This window comes from Atopobium sp. ICM42b (genome assembly GCA_000564995.1).
GTDB lineage: Bacteria > Actinomycetota > Coriobacteriia > Coriobacteriales > Atopobiaceae > Lancefieldella.
The window spans coordinates 25,274-42,253 of sequence record JDFH01000016.1 but is presented as its reverse complement, the minus strand read 5'-3'; the positions used below and the strand labels follow the sequence as shown (position 1 = coordinate 42,253).

Annotated in this window: 15 protein-coding genes and 1 riboswitch; of the genes, 8 read left to right on the top strand and 7 right to left on the bottom strand. The window is 50.1% G+C overall.

Features of this window, described 5'->3' with window-relative positions:
• Window positions 1-235: 235 nt before the first annotated feature.
• Window positions 236-1,546, bottom strand: coding sequence for a histidine--tRNA ligase (gene hisS / locus HMPREF1493_RS04945; protein ID WP_035428266.1), 1,311 nt, complete (start codon window positions 1,544-1,546; stop codon window positions 236-238).
• A 334-nt stretch (window positions 1,547-1,880) separates the two neighbouring features.
• Here hisS and sufC point away from each other — a divergent pair, with 334 nt between their 5' ends.
• The 6 genes from sufC to HMPREF1493_RS04915 are packed head-to-tail and all read left to right on the top strand — an operon-like array spanning window position 1,881 to window position 7,501.
• On the top strand, window positions 1,881-2,648 hold the full coding sequence (gene sufC, locus HMPREF1493_RS04940; protein ID WP_035428265.1) for a Fe-S cluster assembly ATPase SufC: 768 nt from the start codon (window positions 1,881-1,883) through the stop codon (window positions 2,646-2,648).
• On the top strand, window positions 2,648-4,066 hold the full coding sequence (gene sufB / locus HMPREF1493_RS04935) for a Fe-S cluster assembly protein SufB (RefSeq protein WP_035428263.1): 1,419 nt from the start codon (window positions 2,648-2,650) through the stop codon (window positions 4,064-4,066). Before sufC ends, sufB begins: the two co-directional genes overlap by 1 nt.
• The gene (locus tag HMPREF1493_RS04930) at window positions 4,066-5,259 is read left to right on the top strand and encodes a SufB/SufD family protein (RefSeq protein ID WP_035428261.1); all 1,194 of its coding nucleotides are present in this window, start codon (window positions 4,066-4,068) and stop codon (window positions 5,257-5,259) included. The genes sufB and HMPREF1493_RS04930 overlap by 1 nt, the downstream gene beginning before the upstream one ends.
• The gene (locus HMPREF1493_RS04925; protein WP_035428259.1) at window positions 5,259-6,530 is read left to right on the top strand and encodes an aminotransferase class V-fold PLP-dependent enzyme; all 1,272 of its coding nucleotides are present in this window, start codon (window positions 5,259-5,261) and stop codon (window positions 6,528-6,530) included. The genes HMPREF1493_RS04930 and HMPREF1493_RS04925 overlap by 1 nt, the downstream gene beginning before the upstream one ends.
• An 18-nt stretch (window positions 6,531-6,548) precedes the next feature.
• Entirely contained in the window at window positions 6,549-7,046 is a 498-nt protein-coding gene (gene sufU, locus HMPREF1493_RS04920) for a Fe-S cluster assembly sulfur transfer protein SufU (RefSeq protein WP_035428257.1), read from the top strand.
• 2 nt (window positions 7,047-7,048) lie between these two features.
• Window positions 7,049-7,501 carry an RrF2 family transcriptional regulator gene (locus HMPREF1493_RS04915; RefSeq protein ID WP_035428255.1) on the top strand — a complete coding sequence of 151 codons (453 nt, stop codon included), beginning with the start codon at window positions 7,049-7,051 and terminating at the stop codon, window positions 7,499-7,501.
• Between the two features lie 320 nt (window positions 7,502-7,821).
• On the opposite strand, the gene HMPREF1493_RS04910 is transcribed toward HMPREF1493_RS04915, so the two are convergent.
• Window positions 7,822-8,865, bottom strand: a complete 1,044-nt coding sequence (locus tag HMPREF1493_RS04910; protein WP_035428254.1) for a hypothetical protein — start codon at window positions 8,863-8,865, stop codon at window positions 7,822-7,824.
• A gap of 613 nt (window positions 8,866-9,478) precedes the next feature.
• Entirely contained in the window at window positions 9,479-10,351 is an 873-nt protein-coding gene (gene fba, locus HMPREF1493_RS04905; protein WP_035428252.1) for a class II fructose-1,6-bisphosphate aldolase, read from the bottom strand.
• 265 nt (window positions 10,352-10,616) lie between these two features.
• On the opposite strand from fba, the gene HMPREF1493_RS06890 reads away from it, so the two are divergent.
• Together HMPREF1493_RS06890 and HMPREF1493_RS04895 are read left to right on the top strand one after the other, a co-directional pair.
• Window positions 10,617-11,558 (top strand): hypothetical protein, encoded by a 942-nt coding sequence (locus tag HMPREF1493_RS06890; RefSeq protein ID WP_051485281.1) that lies wholly within the window; start codon window positions 10,617-10,619, stop codon window positions 11,556-11,558.
• Between the two features lie 100 nt (window positions 11,559-11,658).
• The gene (locus HMPREF1493_RS04895) at window positions 11,659-13,080 is read left to right on the top strand and encodes an aminopeptidase (protein ID WP_035428251.1); all 1,422 of its coding nucleotides are present in this window, start codon (window positions 11,659-11,661) and stop codon (window positions 13,078-13,080) included.
• A gap of 181 nt (window positions 13,081-13,261) precedes the next feature.
• On the opposite strand, the gene HMPREF1493_RS04890 is transcribed toward HMPREF1493_RS04895, so the two are convergent.
• The 4 genes from HMPREF1493_RS04890 to HMPREF1493_RS04875 form a co-directional block, all read right to left on the bottom strand.
• Window positions 13,262-14,167, bottom strand: coding sequence for an ABC transporter ATP-binding protein (locus HMPREF1493_RS04890; protein ID WP_232215513.1), 906 nt, complete (start codon window positions 14,165-14,167; stop codon window positions 13,262-13,264).
• Entirely contained in the window at window positions 14,151-15,203 is a 1,053-nt protein-coding gene (locus HMPREF1493_RS04885) for an ABC transporter substrate-binding protein (protein WP_035428249.1), read from the bottom strand. The genes HMPREF1493_RS04890 and HMPREF1493_RS04885 overlap by 17 nt, the downstream gene beginning before the upstream one ends.
• A 36-nt stretch (window positions 15,204-15,239) precedes the next feature.
• Entirely contained in the window at window positions 15,240-16,013 is a 774-nt protein-coding gene (locus HMPREF1493_RS04880; protein ID WP_035428247.1) for an ABC transporter permease, read from the bottom strand.
• 21 nt (window positions 16,014-16,034) lie between these two features.
• A riboswitch (TPP riboswitch) is annotated at window positions 16,035-16,146 on the bottom strand.
• Window positions 16,147-16,250: 104 nt separating this feature from the next.
• Window positions 16,251-16,892, bottom strand: coding sequence for a sugar O-acetyltransferase (locus HMPREF1493_RS04875; protein ID WP_051485280.1), 642 nt, complete (start codon window positions 16,890-16,892; stop codon window positions 16,251-16,253).
• Window positions 16,893-16,980: the final 88 nt, after the last annotated feature.

Below are 16,980 nucleotides of genomic sequence, written 5' to 3'. Positions count from 1 at the left end.
CCGATAAATTCTGCACCTACGGAACACACCTAAGTCAGATAATCTGCTCAGATGCGGGCATTTTACACATCTAATGACGATAATCTGCATGTTTGTGACAATTTCTGCGTCATGTATACGTCTTTTTAACAGATTATCCGACTTAGGTGTGTTTTGAACTGCCTCCTATTTCTCGTGTCCAAGAAATGGGAGGCAGTTCAACATGAGAGGTTTCAGGAATCGAAACTATTAGCTGTTACTGTCTTGCTTTAACCTCAGCAACAAGCTGGTTAGCAGGCACCTGTACCTGCTCGTGAGACTCCATATCACGAAGGGTTACCGCACCAGCTTCAACCTCATCTGGACCAATAACCACACAAAGCGTTGCACCCATCTTATCTGCCTGCTTAAACTGAGCCTTCAGCGAACGACCAGTGCGATCAGCCTCACATCTAATGCCAGCCTCACGTAGCGCCAGCACAGCATCAAATACAACAGGAGCCTGCTCAGCACCTGCGCAGGCAACATAAACACAGCTTGGAGCTGCTGGCTCGGCTGCAACACCAAGAGCCTCCAGCGCAAGCATAATGCGCTCAAAACCAACAGCAAAACCGACACCTGGAGTTGGCTTTCCACCTTCAAGCTCAACAAGACCGTCATAACGACCGCCGCCGCCAATGGCGCCAACACCAGCGTTTGGAATCTCTACCTCAAAGACGGTACGCGTGTAGTAATCCAGGCCACGAACAAGTGTTGGATCCTCAACGTATGAAATACCCGCAGCATCCAGATACGCCTTGACCTGCTCATAGTGAGCACGACAATCATCACACAGGTTGTCAGAAATCAGTGGAGCGTCCTTCATGACCGCATGACAACTCTCGTTTTTGCAGTCAAACGCACGAAGCGGATTGATCTCTGCACGCTCAAGACAGTCCTCACACATCTCATCCTTGTGATCAAGAATGAACTGCTTGACCTTCTCGCGATATGCAGGACGGCACTCCGCATCACCCATGGAGTTAATCATGAGCTTCATATCAGCTGGCGAGAAACCCATCTGCTCGTAAAACTTTATCAACATGATGATGGACTCTGCATCGGCAGCTGGATCAGAGGCTCCAAGCCACTCGACACCTACCTGGTGGAACTGGCGCAGACGGCCTTTCTGAGGACGCTCTCCTCTGAACATTGACTCGGCGTACCAAAGTTTTGCAGGAGTTCCTCCCTGTGGCACAAAGTTGTGCTCAACGGCAGCGCGGACCACACCAGCAGTTCCCTCAGGACGCATAGCCATACGCTGACGAGGCTTAAGACCGGACTCATTGCCGGCAGCCAGCAAATCATCAAGTAGCGCGCCTGAAAAAACGCGGAACATTTCTTTACGTACGACATCGGTTGACTCACCAATACCGTGAACAAAGGTATCTACCTGCTCAAGTGCAGGTGTCTCAATGCGGTCAAAGCCATAAGTACCAAACAGATGGCGGGCAACATCTTGCATATGCTCCCAAGAGCGCATATAGCCGCCGTAAAGATCTTCGGTACCTTGAATTCTCTGACCCATGAATCCTCCTTGTTACAAACATAGATGTTTCTAGTTTACCCATGAGAGACAGCTCTGGCGCAGAAAAGCTTTTATAACTTTTGAAACCTATGAAAAAATCCGATTATTTTCTAGAAAACGTGAAAAAGTGCTTATGTGAGGGTTGCTTTTTAATTCCTACCAATTAGTATGAATTAGCGGATTTTGGGGTATGACAAAAACATCGGTGACATTGGCGTTTGTCTTTGCCACAAAACCGCACTAGCACAAGGTTTTGCTCGCTCTAGAGCTGCCCAAACTTGCTAGTCACAAACGTATCACGTGCTTGCACGTAGAGATATTTGGAGAGAGATTTATGGCAACTGAGCTACTCCGTGTGAACGGAATTTCTGCAGGTACCGAGGAGAAATCCATCCTGCATTCAATTGATCTGAGCATTGGTGATGGCCAGGCTCACGTTCTGATGGGACCTAACGGCGCAGGTAAATCAACACTTGGCCGCGTCATTATGGGTGATCCTACCTATAAGATTACCGATGGCTCCCTTATCTTTAACGGCGAGGATGTAACTGAGCTTACTGCAGATAAGCGCTCCCTTGCGGGCATCTTCCTCTCCTACCAGGCACCTGTTGAGGTTCCTGGCGTTCCTCTTTATTCATTCCTGCGTACCATTACACAGATGCGCCCTGAGCTTAAGATGACTGCTCGTCAGTTCCGTCAGCGTGTTGGTCAGATTTCTGATCACCTTGAGCTTGACCAGGGCTTCTTGATGCGTGAGCTTAACGTTGGCTTCTCTGGTGGCGAGAAGAAAAAGGTTGAAATGCTCCAGCTTCTGCTGCTTCAACCTAAGCTTGCCATTCTCGACGAGACAGACTCTGGCCTGGACGTTGACGCGCTCTCCGTTGTCTCAAAAGGCATTCAGGCTTATCGCGAGACCTGCGGCGGCTCTCTGCTCATCATTACTCACAACACCCGCATTCTTGAGCGCCTTGAGATTGACCGCACTCACGTTATGGTTAAGGGTCACCTGGTAGCAGACGGTCCTGCTGACCTTATCAACCAGATTGACCACGAGGGCTTTGAGCGTTTTGAGAGCCAGACTGATGAGGGCGGTGCTAACTAGTGAGCGAGAAGAAGCGATCTGAGGTCGCTGACGTAGACCGCTCGCTCTACGACTTCACCAAGTCCGAAGAGGGTTACGAGCGCTACGATGATGGCCTTACGCCAGAAATTGTGCGTGCTATTTCCAAGAAAAAAGAAGAGCCCGAGTGGATGCTCCAAATGAGGTTGTCGGCTCTGGAAACCTATCACCAGCGCCAGATGGCTACCAACTGGGGACCTTCTATTGCAGGTCTGGATTTGAATCATATCTCCACGTATGTCTCGCCAAAGACTCAGCAGGCAAATAGCTGGGACGACGTACCTGAGGATATTAGGGATACCTTTGATCGTTTGGGCATTCCACAGGCAGAGGCAGAGAGCCTTGCTGGTGTTGGTGCTCAGTACGATTCTGAGATTGTCTATCACAACATGCGTGAGGAAGTTGCTGAGCAGGGTGTTATTTACACCACTATTGAGGATGCTCTACATGATCCACAGTGGGAGCCTGTTGTTAAAGAGTACTTTGGCAAACTGATTCCTCCTTCAGACCACAAGTTTGCGGCTCTACACTATGCCGTGTGGTCTGGCGGTTCTTTTGTTTATGTGCCAAAAAACGTCACTCTGGACTACCCACTTCAGAGTTACTTCAGACTGAACGCTCAGGGTGCTGGCCAGTTTGAGCACACGCTTATTATTGTTGAGGAAGGTGCTGACCTGCACTTTATTGAGGGCTGCTCCGCACCTAAGTACTATGCAGCAAACCTCCATGCAGGGGCTGTTGAGCTCTTTGTTAAGGACGGCGCTCGTCTGCGCTACTCGACCATCGAAAACTGGTCCAAGAACATGTACAACCTCAACACCAAGCGCGCCATTATTGGCAGCAATGCAAAGATGGAGTGGGTCTCGGGCTCTTTTGGAAGCCACGTTTCCTACCTCTATCCTTCTACGATCATGAACGGCGATTCTTCTAACTGCGAGTTCACTGGTATTACGTTTGCAGGCGCTACGCAGGACCTAGACACGGGCTGCAAGGTGATCATCAACGGCTCCAATAACTCAGCAAACGTTGACACTAAGTCCATCTCCAAGGACGGTGGCGTCAATACCTTCCGCTCTACAGTTACCGTTGGACGCAAGGCAGAAAACGCTCGCGTGGCATTCTCGTGCCAGTCTCTGATGCTGGATAACATCAGCCGTTCCGACACCATCCCAGAGATGGATGTCCGCAATGCAACTGCTCAGATTGGCCACGAGGCAACTATTGGCCGCATTTCTGACGACACCGTTTTGTACCTGATGAGCCGCGGCTGCTCTGAGGCTGAGGCTCGCACCATGGTAGTAAACGGATTTGCAAACCCTGTCTCAAAGGAGCTCCCAATGGAGTACGCCGTTGAGATGAACAACCTGATTAAACTTGAGATGGAAGGAGCGATTGGTTAATGGATAACGTTTTGATTAATCGCGCCAACGTTCCTGCAGCTCAGACATGGAACCGTCTACGCGCAAACTCACTGTCAGTTACCGTCCCTAATCACGCTGACGCAGGCAAAGTCTACCTGCCTCTGCCTCGCCTTTTTGAGCGCATTGAGTGTGGAATGGGCCAAGAGGTTACTGACTACGTAGAGTCACAGGCATTCAAGTCTGATTTCTACAACGTTCCCGCTCGTACCAAGCGAGATGAGCCTATTGTTGTTGCTGTTTCTGCAGCTCAAAATCAGTGTGCTAACACCGGCATCATTGTACGCGAAGGTGCCGAGGCTACCGTAGTCATCGCAGCGTTTGCAGGCGATGTTGACGGCGACGCACCTACAGGCAGCGACGCGAACGACGATGCGCTTCCAACCAGCGCTGCGCTCACCCGCATTGTGGTTGAGGCTGGTGCAAAACTGCACCTTATTGAGATGCTTGGCGTCAATGAGGGCCAGCAGCACCTTGAAAGCGTTGGCCTTGAGATTCACCAGGACGCTGCTGTTGACGTTAAGCAGTACGCTCTGGGTGGATCAACCATCGGTCTTGGCCTTACCGCCAACTTAGTTGGCGCTCAAGCTCGCCTTGACCTTAACAATCGCTATCACGCTACTCACGAAGAGACGCTTGATATTAACCACCTGGTACGCATGCGTGGTACCTCTACGCGCGCGCTGCTCACCGAGTCCGGCGTCCTTAACGAGGCAGCTAAGAAGACGCTTCGCGCAACTATCGATCTTGTCCGCGGTGCAAAGGATGCCCAGGGCAACGAGATTGAAACGGTCATGATTCTTGGTGACGACGTTGTCAACAAGACCATGCCTGCTATTCTCTGTGATGAAGACGACGTTGCTGGTAACCACGGCGCTACTATCGGATCCGTCTCCCCTGAGCAGCTTGATTACCTTGCAGCTCGAGGACTTTCTCACCAGGCTGCTGAGCAGATGTTTATACGCGCTCTTTTTGAAGACGCCATCATCAACGCGCCTGAGGAGATTTCCCACCGCGTGGCTGTTGAGCGTTGCGAGGCTGAGCTGGGCGCAGAAATTGCTCACGACTATGACGGATCTGCAGCTAGTGACGACGCAGCTGGCAATTCCCTGGCTGCCAGTGATGGCAGGAATTCCGACGCTGAAGCCGATTCCAGCAAAGGTGGTGTCGCGTAATGACCGACGCAGAAGTTGCTCAGATTACCGATAACCCTTACAAGGCAGATTTTCCAATTCTGGCAGCAAACCCCGAGGTAGCTTACTTGGACAGCGCTGCTACTTCTCAGCGCCCACGCGCGGTTATTGAGGCGCAGTCTAGCTTCTACGAGACCATGAACGCAAACGCACTACGCGGATTGTACCGTTGGAGTGTGGAAGCAACCGCAGCTATCGAGGGAGCTCGCGCTTCGATTGCAAAGTTCATTGGCGCTGTCGATAAAAACGGCAAGCCAGAAAGCCAGCAGATTATCTTTACGCGCAACACTTCTGAGGCGCTTAATCTGGTTGCTTCAAGCCTTGGCCGCTATGCACTCAAGCCAGGCGATGACGTGGTCATTTCCATTATGGAGCACCACTCCAATATCATCCCATGGCAGCAGATTTGTAAAGCTACCGGCGCTAACCTGGTGTACCTGCGCATGAATTCGCAGTACCAGATTACACCCGAAGAGATTGCGTCAAAGATTACCGAGCGTGCCAAAATTGTGTCTGTCACACACGTCTCCAACGTACTGGGCACCCGCAATGACATCAAGGACATTGCCAAGCGTGCACACACTATGGGCGCCTACATGGTTGTTGACGCCGCCCAATCCGCACCTCACATCCCTATTAACGTGCATGATCTTGACTGCGACCTGTTGGCCTTCTCGGCACACAAGATGTGTGGACCTATGGGCATTGGCGTGCTCTGGGGTCGCGCTGAGCTGCTTGATGCCATGCCACCGTTCCTTACCGGCGGCGAGATGATTGATTCCGTCACCGAAACCAGCGCTGTTTGGGCTCCTGTTCCCGAGAAGTTTGAGGCAGGCACGCAGGACGCTGCAGGTATCTATGCTACCGGCGCCGCTGTCGAATACCTCAACGGCTTGGATATGACAAAAATCGAGAAGCGAGAAGAACTTCTCGCCAGGTACTTGGTGCAGCAGCTGTGCACACTGGACTTTGTAGACATCGTTGGCTCTAAGCTGGGACATAATCACGTGGGTGCCGTGGCGTTTAACGTGCGCGGCGTTCATCCACACGACGTCTCGAGCATCTTAGACATGAACAACGTTTGCATTCGCGCTGGTCATCACTGCGCCGAGCCGCTTCTGATTGAGTTGCACGAGTCCAGCACCTGCCGCGCATCCGTTGCGTTCTACAACGATAAACACGACATTGACCAGCTGATCGAGGGTCTTAACCAGGTATGGAAGATCTTTGGCAGTGCGGTCAGCAACAAATAAAACAAGGAGTTGAAATAAGTGGCAGCAAACGACCTGTATAACGCTGAGTTTATGGACCACGTTTCTCACCCCGATTACAAATATCAGATGGACAACCCAACCGTCTCCCACGAGGGTGTTAACCCTTCTTGTGGCGATGAGCTGACGTTTTCCGTGCGTATTGAGGACGGAAAGATTGCCGAGGCTGCTTTTGTGGGCAGCGGATGCGCAATTTCTCAGGCGTCGGCCGACATCATGAGCGACCTGATGATTGACCGTACTCCAGAAGAGGCTATTGAGCTCTGCAAACTCTTTGGGCGCATGATTCGCGGAGAAGAGACTGACGAGGCCGTGCTTGGCCAGCTGGAAGACGCCAACATTCTGCACGACATCGCACACATGCCTGCGCGCGTTAAGTGTGCCGAGCTGGCATGGCACACGCTCGAGGAGATGCTCGAGGCTCACAACAGCGGTTCTGCCGCAGCCGGCGCATCTACCACCGAGGACGGCGCCGCGAGCGCCAAGGACGGCGAGTAACCGTGGCCGGAATGTTCTCTACAAAGGGAATGTACGCGCTTCGCGCAATGGCTGACCTGGCCGTTCACGACGGCTGGGTCTCGCTGGGCGATGTTTCCGAGCGCCAGAATATCTCGCGCAAGTACCTTGAGCAGGTCATTGCGCTGATGCACAAGGCTGGATACGTCGAGAGCCTGCGTGGAAAGGGCGGTGGCTATCGCCTCACGCGCAAGCCCGAGGACTACACGCTGGGTGAGATTCTTCGTGCAGCCGAGGGTAATCTTGCACCCGCTAGCTGCTTGAACTGCACAAACACTACGCTCTGCCCCCAGATGGAGTCCTGCACCACTATCAACATTTGGCGTGACCTTGGTCGCATGACCTCCAGTTTCCTGGACAGCAAGACGCTCGCGGACATCGCCCGCAACGAAGGCAACATGCACGTCTCCCCCGCCGACAACCCTACCGCTGAGTAAGCGTTTAAGCTGCGGTTTTATTGTCGTGTGCGGTGGGGCGTGCACAGCGAGAAGACCTTGGAGTACACCAGGTTTCTCGCGAGAAAGACGCACTTGGAGTGCGCCGAGCGTGAGCCTGAAAATCACATCATGTCTGAACGATTTGCCGGATTCTCTTACCATGTCTGAGTGATTTGCCGGTTTTTCTCACCAAGTCTGAGCGATTTTACTCAGACTTGGTAAGTTATTCAGGCTCTGATTTCCTAGGGCTTGATCGATTTCCTAGGGCTTGAACGATTTCCTAGGCTTGAAGAATTTATCGTAGATTCAAGTTAGTATTTCTAAATCTTTTCTAACTCTTTCCACAATTTAATTCTTTTCTCTCTTTCAATTTGCCTTTGTTTTGAAGATGTATGTCTTCTTGGCAAATTTAATCTAGAGCGAATGACCGTAAATAAATTATCCATAAAAACAATATCGTCATATTCATTTTTGCTAATTACAAACTCTTCTATACCAGCAGCTAAAAGTTCGTTATTTCGTTTGTAGTCCCTGTCTGCGCTGTCAATCGATTCATGAACAGATTCGTTATATTCAAGTGCTACATTTTGAGATTCTTTTGGATTCAATACTCCACTGGATAGAAGCAGGTCAATTGCACGACACTTTTTCTGAGATTTTATTCCTGAAATACTTTGTATCTCAAATTCTTTGTTTAACTCAACGCATGGAATAGCATATCCACCTTTATACACTGGCATTAAAGCTCGAAGTGCAAGTTTAACCTCCATCGGGGAAGCTGCATTTTCAACAGACAAATCTACCGCAGCCTTTACCTTTCTAAAAGATCTAGCACCTTTCTTTTTGCTGAGATATGCAAGTAATTCTGACTTTTTGAAAAGAGGCGAATACCAATTTGACTGCAATTCTCCTGTTGACGCATCAATAACAAAACGTCCTTGGAATTCTGAAATGAGGAGCACTAGTTCTAACAGACTCAATTTAGAAGCCATTTGAAACAGCAATTCGAATGGAGATGAAATTAAAACTGAAAAGCTGCTTATATTCAGTTTTATTACAGAGTCAAGCGAAGCACATGTATCAACATGAAAATGAATTCCTTCATAAGCACAGGAATTCTTTTTATTGCTCACAGTAATTTCAACTGGATTTTTAAGTTCAATACCATAATCTACTAGTAACTCGGCATTAATAGCTCTAACCAATTCACGATAAGAAATATCATCTTTGGTCAGTAACTGTCTAGCATCTAAATTGAACTTATTCAGATACTCATTAAATCCATGAGTTAAGAGTTCGTGTCTCCGTGTTCGCAAAGCACGATAAATTTGTAGAGCAGATGTATGTGAAAGGTAATATTCCATATGGAAATAGTATTTCTAAAAGTCAAATAAGCAAAACAACAAAAAAAACCTACGAATATTTGATTAATACGTTATTTCCGCAGATAGATTAAAAACACCTTCAAATATCATCTTTTAAAAGTCCTGCTACAAAGATTAGACCGCTAAATAAATGTATTTTCTCAATTTCGTGACAAATAAGTGACAAAATTAGAATTCCATATTTAAATGAGTATTCTTCTCCATACTACATGACGCAAATGAGTATTACACGTTAATTGACGCTAGTCCGAAATGCGAACTTGACCAAGCGGCTTGCGCACTTCTCTTTCATGAAACTGAGCCTGAAATGTTTAACAAGTCTGAACAAAATCACTCAGATAAGGCGAGAAAAACAGGCAAATTACTCAGACATGGTGAGAAAATCCGGCAAATCGTTCAGACTTGGCGAGAAATTCAGGCTCACATCAAACACATCACCCGCCCCTCGCGAGAAGGGCGTACTAGGTGCACGTCTTTCGCACATACCGCGCCCAACAAAAAACGGACCTGGAAAAATCCAGGTCCGTTGCTTTAACTAGCAGCAAGAACGCGCTGTCGCATCGACGCCCGCGCCCAGCGTAAACCGCAGCAGTTAGTTCCAGCCCTTACCGTCGGAACCAAACTCGCGGATGAGCTCCTTGGTGCGCTCGATGATTGCCTCGCGACCAGGCTTCAGAAGCTTACGAGGATCGTAGCCCTTGCCGTTGTCAACAAGGCCAGCCTCAACGTACTTCTTGGTTGCCTCAGCAAAGACAAGCTGAAGATCGGTGTTGACATTGATCTTGGAAATGCCCATAGAGATAGCCTTCTGAACCTGCTCTACAGGAATGCCGGTGCCACCGTGAAGAACAAGTGGAAGATCGCCAACGCGCTCCTTGATAGCCTTGAGCTGGTCGAAGGAGAGGCCCTCCCAGTTAGCTGGATAGATACCGTGAATGTTGCCGATGCCGCATGCAAGGAAGTCAACGCCCAGGTCAGCAATCTTTGCGCACTGCTCAGGATCAGCAAGCTCGCCCTTAGCGGTTACGCCGTCCTCAGTGCCGCCGATGCCGCCGACCTCAGCCTCAACAGAAATACCCTTTGCGTGAGCTGCCTTTACGACCTCTTCGGTGCGCTTAAGGTTGGTCTCAAAATCAGGCTCGTGAGAACCATCGTACATAATGGAAGTAAATCCAGCCTCGATGCACTTGAATGCATCCTCGTATGAACCGTGGTCAAGGTGAAGAGCAACTGGAACAGTGATGTTCTTGTCCTCAACAAGACGACGAACCATGTCTGCAACAACGCGGTAGCTTACCTGCCACTTTGCTGCGCCGCTGGTGCACTGAATGATGACAGGAGACTGAAGCTCTTCTGCTGCATCAAGGATTGCTGCGGTCCACTCAAGGTTGTTCTCGTTGAATGCGCCGATGCCATAGTGGCCCTTCTCGGCACTCTGGAGCATGGCTTTTGCGCTTACAAGCATGCTAAACCTCCGTTTGACGGAAAACTGATACATATAAATGATACCTTGTTTCATCCCCTTTGATACGGTCGTTTTTAACAAATACATGGCGAGAAACACGCGCATAAGAAAATCGCTTAGTTACTCACAGAACTTCTCGCCATTTCCGACACTGAAGTTGTATGTTGGATGAAACTTAATGCCCTCTGATGTTGCGATTTAGCGACGAAACATTACATCTTCACAAAAATGAGGTAGGCTATCAGTTCGAAGAAAGGAGCATCTTGTGAGCTATAAGCACTTTGATGCAGACAAAACTCGATTAGCTTCGCCTGCTCAGCCTACAGATGAGGCAACAAACGAGAAGCCCAGCCTTCTTAAGGACGTCTCAATTACCCAAATTTTGGCAACATCGCTTGCTGCGGTGACTGCGTTTGTACTGTCAAACCAGATTGGTATTGCCGGCTCGATTATTGGAGTGGCTGTTGGTGCCGCCGCCTCGGCGCTTGCTTCGCAGATTTACCAGAACGTTATCAGGCGCTCCACGCATAAGTTCCGCGCTGGCGACAACGATGAATATAACCAGCAGGCATATCCAAACAGCAGCCAAACAACGCTTGAAGGCACACAATATATGCCTCGAGCACAATATGCACCTTCTCGCGATTATTATCCCAACGCTGACTCTGGTACAGGGCAGTCGTCGCAGGTAAATCGCACACCAACGCTGTCTCGCAAGCGTGTAAGAGCGCTGACTATCGTGACCATTATTTCAATTATCTTTACCATTTCTGCCGTCATTCTTTATGCCATGTTCCTCAGCTATATCACCGACGGATCTGGCCTGGGACCAAAGGTCAGCACAACCCCAGTTGTGACGGAAAAAACTACGAATACCAGCAATTCGACGGATAAGAAAGACGATTCCAGCTCTTCTAGCGAGAAGACCGACGAGTCAAGCAAGTCCACTGATTCCAAGGATTCCTCTTCGGAGAGCACTGACTCCAAGAAATCAGAGACCACCAGCTCCGACAGCTCGTCTAGTTCGGAAAAGACCAGCGACTCGAGCAGCTCAAGCAGCTCGTCTGAGAGCAATTCTTCCAGCAACAACTCTGGAACGGGCAGCTCAAGCAGCAATTCTGGTTCCAATCAGAACTCTGGCTCTGGTAATAGTTCTGACAGTGGCTCCAGCGGTTCTGGCTCAAACAGCTCCAATGGAGGCAACTAAGTCGCGGTCGCAGCAGTCGCCGGCACCGCGACCACTGCAACACACCTAACAGCAACAACAAGCAGCAGCTCACACAGAGCTTGCTACAGAAAGGATGGGTATGGAAACCACAAACGCATGGAAAAAGTACACCTCGGAGGACCTGGAGAAGCTCCAGTCGTTTACCGAGGGCTACAGAAAGTTTATCTCCGATAACAAGACTGAGCGCGAATGCGCCGCAAGCGCTATCAAGCTTGCCGAGGCAGCAGGTTACGTCAAGCTTTCCGACGCTATCGCTGCAGGTAAAACCCTCAAAGCTGGCGACAAGGTATACGCAGACATTCGCGGCAAGTCCGTCATCTTTGTTCAGATTGGTACCAAGTCCCTAGAAGAGGGTCTGAACATTCTTGGTGCTCACATCGACTCCCCTCGCCTGGACGTCAAGCAGAACCCTCTTGAGGAACGCAACGAGCTTGCTACCCTTGACACCCACTACTACGGCGGCGTCAAAAAGTACCAGTGGGTCACCATTCCTCTGGCAATTCATGGCGTTCTTGCACTTAAAGACGGTAGCGTCGTAAACGTATGCGTTGGCGAGGATCCAACTGACCCTGTTTTCTGCATCTCCGACCTTCTCATCCACTTGAGCGCTGAGCAGCTTGGAAAAACTGCTTCCAAGGTCATCGAGGGCGAAATGCTGGACCTTATTGTTGGCAATCGTCCACTTGTTTGGGGCCAGAATGGCGAGAAACCCACTGATGCAGAGGGTGATGAGCCAAAGGAAGCTGTTAAGGCTAACGTCATCAACATCCTGAAGGACCTCTACGGCATTGAGGAAGCAGACCTTCTCTCCGCTGAGCTTGAGATTGTTCCTGCAGGTCCCGCTCGCGACATGGGCTTTGATCGCTCCATGATCTTGGGCTACGGTCACGACGACCGCAGCTGCTCCTACCCTTCCTTGATTGCACAGCTTGAGTGCGACACTCCTGCTCGCACCTCAGTCACCATCCTGACCGACAAGGAAGAGATTGGCTCCGTTGGCGCTACTGGCATGAATTCTCTCTTCTTTGAGAACATCATGGCAGAGGTCCTGGCGCTTGCCGGTTTTGAGTCTCCACTTTCCCTGCGCCGCTGCATGGCCAACTCCTACATGCTCTCCAGCGACGTTTCTGCTGGTTATGACCCAAGCTTTGCTGGTAGCTTTGAAATCAAGAACTCCGCCATCATGGGCCACGGCCTTGCTTTCAACAAGTTCACTGGTAGCGGCGGTAAGGTTGGCTCCAACGATGCCGATGCCGAGTACGTTGCACTGATTCGTCGCATTATGGACAATGCTGGCGTCCAGTTCCAGACCGCTGAGCTTGGCCGCGTTGACGCTGGTGGCGGCGGAACTATCGCATACATGCTGGCAAAATATGGTATGCACGTCATCGACTGCGGCGTCCCTGTTCTCTCCATGCACGCACCTTGGGAGATTGCAAACAAGGCCGACATCTTTGAGGCATATCGTGGATATCGCGCATTCCTGGAGTTCAGCGAGTAAGCAGGCTGCATAATTACCTGCACAAACAAAATTGTGCGTACGCAAATCGAGCTAACAAGAAAGACGTGAGAGGCAAACTCTCATGTCTTTTTCTGTATCAAATTCTAGAGCGAGAAACCCGCACTTCCAGAAATCCGCGAGCCGAGAAACCCGTGGCACTCGCGTCTGCGCGTGCAGGCAGCTATCCCAGCAACGAAAGCACTTCTCGCTTGGCAGCCAAAAACTCTTCGCTTAGGTCAAACGAAGCCAGTTCATTACCTTGACCAGCGTCTTTGCTAGAGTCCACTGCCGCTGCATCCGTGCAGCCCTGTGGCTCAATAACGCCTACGATCTTGGTTACCACGCCCTGAGCAGGACTTCCCGCCATCACGTAAATACGCGAAGCCATCGCAACAGCCTCATCAACGTCGTGCGTGATCACCAGTACGGAGAGGCCAAACTCCTTCACGGAAGACATGAGCCATGCACGCATTTCTCGCCGTGTGAGAGCGTCAAGCGCCGAGAAGGGCTCGTCCAGCAGCATGATGTCTGAGCCGATAAGTGCCGTGCGCAGGAACGCAACACGCTGTCTCATGCCGCCTGAGAGCTCGTGAGGCCAGCTTTGTGCCACGCGCTCAAGTCCGCCGCGCTCTAGCATCTCCTGGGCCCGTGCGCGCGCCTCAGCGCGCGAGACGCCCTTCAGCTCAAGCGGAAGTGCTACGTTGTCGATGATTCGTTTGCTTGGGATGAGCAAATCCTTCTGGAGCATGTAGCCGATGTGTCCCGGGTGTCCCGTGACGTCAGAGCCATGCAGCAGCACCCTGCCCTCCTGCGGCTGCAGAAGTCCTGCAAGCGCATGGAGCAGCGTAGTCTTGCCGCAGCCTGAACGACCAACCAGGCAGGTAATAGTACCAGGCTGCAGCTCAATCGAAATATCCTGAGCAACTACCTGGCCGTTTCCCCAGACTAGCGTAAGGTTGCATGCTTCAAGCGCTGGAGCATTCTGTTGCGGCTCGCATGCAGCTGCAGCTCCAAGGTCCTTCTCGCCAGGAGCTTCTACGGCTGTGCCTTCTGTTATGTCAGTAGTTTGCTTATCCAAGGTACTCACTAGTAAATCCTGCGGATGGATCAATCTTATTCTCAAGCAGCTGCTGGTTATTGAGCCAGGTATAGAAGCGCTGCCAGCGAGCGGAATCAATAACGCCCCACTTCTCGGCGTCGTCAATGTACTTAGCAGCCAAGAACTTTTGAGAGGCTTTAACCAGGTCAGCGTCAAGTTCAGGAACAGCTTTGAGCAGAATCTCTGCTGCCTCGTCAGGATTAGAAACGCAGAATTCGTAACCCTTTCTTGCAGCGCTCAAGAAGGCCTTAACAGCATCTGGATTCTCTTTTGCAAAACCATCGTTTACCGCAATAACTGGTGTGTAAAAGTCAAAGTTTTGATCAATAGCTGCAAAGGCAAAATAGTTGTACGCAAAGTTCTGAACACGAGCGTTTTGAACAGCCCACTGCTCATATACCCAAACAGCATCAAACATCTTTGCTCTTAAGCCAGATACCTCGTCGTCTACCTCGTAAGGTACCATCTTAAGCGTTGAGGGGTCTCCACCGTCGGATTCCATAACAGACCTGATAGTAGCCTGTTCAACAGGGAGATTCCACGTTGCATAAGTGCGGTTATTAAGGTCTCGCGGGCGAACAATGTGATCCTCTTCACGGCTCATAATGCCCGAAAGATTGTGCTGAATGATAGCAGCCACCGCAGTATATGGCAGCGGATTAGAAGACGAGAGGCTGTTAGCAATATAGTCCTGGTAGGTAACGCCCATCTGAGCGCCACCCGCACCAATCAGCGCGTCCGCACCGTCAGCAGGTGGCTGCTGAATGGTTACCTTGAGACCAGCTTGGTCAAAGTAGCCCTTCTCCTGAGCTACATAAATGCCGGTGTGATTGGTGTTTGGAGTGTAATCCAGGGCAAACGTAATCTCCGTGGTACCGCCGCTCTTCTCGCCACCGCCCTTGCTGCTGTTAGACGGAGCGGATGGCTGCTCAAGCGAGCAACCTGCGCAAAGACCTGCTGTCGAGAAACCCATCGCAGCTAGAAAGCTTTTTCTTGTTATACCCTTGCGATTAGATGCGTTCATGCGTGTAATCACTTCTTTCTTTAAGTGCCGTCAAAGTTACTGTGCGGATTCCTTGGCTTCCTGAGAGGTATCCCAAGGTAGCGCACGCTTTTGGACAAGTTCTACGAGCTTCATCAACACCAGCGACAATGCAGAAACCACCACGATTGCTGCAAACATCCTGTCGTACGCAAATGCTTTTCTGACGCGCGTCATATACACGCCAAGGCCAGCATCGCCACCCAGCCACTCTGCAATTACTGCACCGATTACGGCATAGGTCACGCTCATTTTGAGTCCCGAGAAGAACTGTGGCGCAGCAGCAGCCAACTTGACGTGCCAGAAAATCTGCCAACGACTAGCTCCCATGGTAGTCATCAGGTCAACCATATCAGGATCAATAGATTTAAATGCTGAGTTCAACGCCACGGTAATAGGGAAAAACGTTGAAATGGCCACAAGAACAATCTTTGGCAAAAGGCCATAACCCAGCCAAAGCACCAGAAGCGGCGCGATAGTCACAATAGGAATAGTCTGCGAGATAGTAACAAGTGGAGAAAGCAATTTGTCCAACGTTTTGAAAAAGTCCATAAGAACCGCAAGCGCAAAGCCAATAAGCACTCCAATAACCAGGCCAATAAGGGATTCTAGAAGCGTAATCCCTGTATGTGTCAGAAGAAGCTGAAAATCCTTGACCAGCGCAAATACAACCTGAACAGGAGTTGGAACAAGGTAATTTGGAATAATTCCTGCAACAATAACAAGCTGCCAAAGCACAAGAAAAGAAGTAAGGGATATGGCTTGCAATGCAAACTGAGAAAGTTTTTTCATATGCCCTCCTTCTTGTAGTGCGTAAGGACGGCATTGAATCCCTACGCTGGCATTACCCAGATCAGGTTAATGGGTCGCAACATACGGTGTTGCCTCTCAGCCGGGCCATTTCCCAGCTCCCCGTTTTAATTATTATAGCGCGGACGTCTCTAACATCAAATAAATAGTTAAACAATCCCGAAACAGTGCACTTTAAAGTCCTATACCCCGAAGCCACGCGCTCCTAGCCTAACAGGGCTAACCCAGAAGCTCCTTAAGTCCCAGCTTATCTGCCTCAGTAATTTGACGTACGACTTTTGCTGGAGAACCAACAGCAAGAGAATTATCTGGAATATCCTTAGTGACCAGGCTATTAGCACCAATAACGCAGTTATTGCCAATAGTTACACCAGGAAGCACCGTTACATTTCCACCAAACCAGCAGTTATCCCCTACCGTAATAGGCAAAGCTCGCTCATACCAAGCGTTTCTCTCCTCAGCATCTAAAGGATGCTGAACGGTGTATGCCTTAAATTGAGGCCCCACAAAACTATGCGCACCAAAGGTAATAGGCGCGCAATCCATTAGGTATGCACCGTGGTTGATAAAGCTATGTGGGCCAATCTTGATGTTGAAGCCATAATCAACATTAAAAGGGGAAACTGCTGCGCTTCCCTCTCCCAATTCGCCGAGAAGTTCGGTCAAAATCTGACGACACTTTTCTTTATCGCTTGGGCGAGTCTGATTGAACTCCCAGGCAAGATCCTTAGCACGCCAAAAAGCTGCGCTTTGTTCTGCATCAGCTTCACCGCCACACCACTCACCTGCACTCATACGCTCAAGCTTTGATTTCTTATTATCTGAATTTGCGGTGGTCTGCTTTGGATCAATATCGTACATAGCTAACTCCTTGTGCTTCTTTATGTAACAGCAAGAAGTGTAATAAAAGAAGAGCCCCTGACGAGGCTCTTCTCGGCTAGTTTAAAGT